Source organism: Hydrogenophaga sp. (assembly GCF_041633695.1).
In the GTDB taxonomy this organism is placed as follows: domain Bacteria; phylum Pseudomonadota; class Gammaproteobacteria; order Burkholderiales; family Burkholderiaceae_C; genus Hydrogenophaga.
Map to the genome: position 1 here is coordinate 1 of NZ_JBFJMY010000652.1, position 1,797 is coordinate 1,797.

Annotated in this window: 3 protein-coding genes; all 3 read right to left on the bottom strand. The window is 58.5% G+C overall.

Annotation, left to right across the window (positions count from 1 at the left end):
• The coding region (locus ABYB95_RS22850; RefSeq protein WP_372662444.1) for a glycosyltransferase at window positions 1-582 on the bottom strand (582 nt) is incomplete at its 3' end.
• 145 nt (window positions 583-727) lie between these two features.
• Window positions 728-1,603 (bottom strand): NAD-dependent epimerase/dehydratase family protein, encoded by an 876-nt coding sequence (locus ABYB95_RS22855; protein ID WP_372662447.1) that lies wholly within the window; start codon window positions 1,601-1,603, stop codon window positions 728-730.
• 46 nt (window positions 1,604-1,649) lie between these two features.
• Window positions 1,650-1,797 (bottom strand): GDP-mannose 4,6-dehydratase (locus ABYB95_RS22860; protein WP_372662450.1); only part of this gene is annotated, 148 nt, incomplete at its 5' end.

Here is a 1,797-nt window from a genome sequence, read left to right on the forward strand (position 1 = left end):
ATAACGCTTGCGCACCTCCTGACGCGCTGGCTCTGCGACCACGTCGAAATAGGCGTTGTCCACGCCGAGAGGGATCGACTCGATTTTCCGCGGATCTACCCCAAGGCAATCGGCTATGTCCAGTGCAGAAAAGTCCGAGATGGTGACGATCGACTCAGCCCAAGTGGTGGCCTTTGCAAACAAGCGATTTTTCAGCCCCCGGAAAGTGGGATTGACCCATTCGGGATGGCGCAGCCCGATAACATCCATGATGGTGGCGATCACCGGAGTCTTGCCCAGCTTGGGAATATGATGATCCGTCGCGTGAAACAGATCGATGCTCTTCGCGAGGTTCGAGGACCCCAAAAATGGTAGGCCAGACACCGCAGAGACCAGGGCGCTAGCTGAATATGGTCCGTTCAGCGCTTGCGCTTTTGGTATGGCGGCTCGCCGCTTCGCGCCAAACACCACAGGCATATATGCATCTTGGTCATCCAGGCGGTCGTATGCCTTCAGAAGCTCTGACGTATAGGTGCCGATACCATCGATATGACCTGAATGCAGGCCTTTGGCCAATACCGTGCTCCCAATCCCGACTCTCATGCCGTTCTCCGCCCGTCACGCAAAGCGCGAGCGACGGGTTCACGTGTAGCACCAACCGCACTCTTCGCCCGTGGCCGATTGCGAGGCCAAGGTTCAAAAGAAGATCGGAAAATCCCCGCAGCTACCCGCAAAGCAACGGCCACAGTCATGCCGTCGGCTGTGCGCGCGCGCCAAGCATGCGCTGCAGAGTGGCAGGCAAGGCCGGCGATACGCGCACGCACCCTTGCGCCACCAACAAGCTGTCGAGCTTGGCCGGATTCCCACACAAGCGATGCACCTCGTTGGCGCGTACAAAGGCTGGATTGACCGTGACTTTCGGACTGTAACCGGTCAGTTGCATCAAGCTATCGATGACGTGCTGCAGGGTGTAGGTCTGGCCCGAGCACACGTTGTAGGTCTCGCCCGGAACGCCATGCGCCAACAGGTGCAGATAGGCCTCGCACACCATCTCGATATCGTTGAATTCACGCTCCACGTTCAGATTTCCCAGCTCAATGGTGGGAGCCCTTCTTGCGAAATGATCCACCAGTTTGGGAATGACGAAGTTGATCGCCTGCCCCGGACCTGTGTAGTTGAAAGGACGGGTGAAAACGATCGGCAGTCTGTCGAGATACGTCCGGGCCATGTGTTCCATGGCCAGCTTGCTCATGGCGTAGTGATTCACCGGCGCCGGAGATTGCGTCTCCGCAATTGGCGAGAACGCGCAGTTGCCGTACACATTGGCACTGCTTGCAAGCAACACGCGATCCGGTGTCTTCGGCAGCTTGGCCAGCGATACGAGAAGATTCATGGTTCCGATCACATTCACGCGATAAAACCCAAGGTCATCGCCGTGCCCGACAAAACTGATGGCGGCCAGATGAACCACCGCCTCAGGGGCCAAGGACGCTATCTCAGCCTGGAGCGTTGCAGCGTCGGTGAGGTCGGCTTGAAGCGGCACAACTTCGTGCCCCGCGTCCGTCGCAGCGCGGGTCAGCGCCAATCCAGTGAAACCTTGAGCGCCGGTGAGCAAAATTTTCAAAACAACCCCGCTTGCTGTGGATGAAAAGACAGGCTGCTGTTTTCTCTCAGAAGGAGAAGCCTGCCTGGTTGCGCCGCAAGTCCGCCTCCACCATCATCTGGCACAACTGCTCCAGTGTGGTCGCGGGCGCCCAACCCAGCTTGGCTTTGGCCTTCGCCGGATCGCCAATCAACAACTCGACCTCGGCGGGCCGG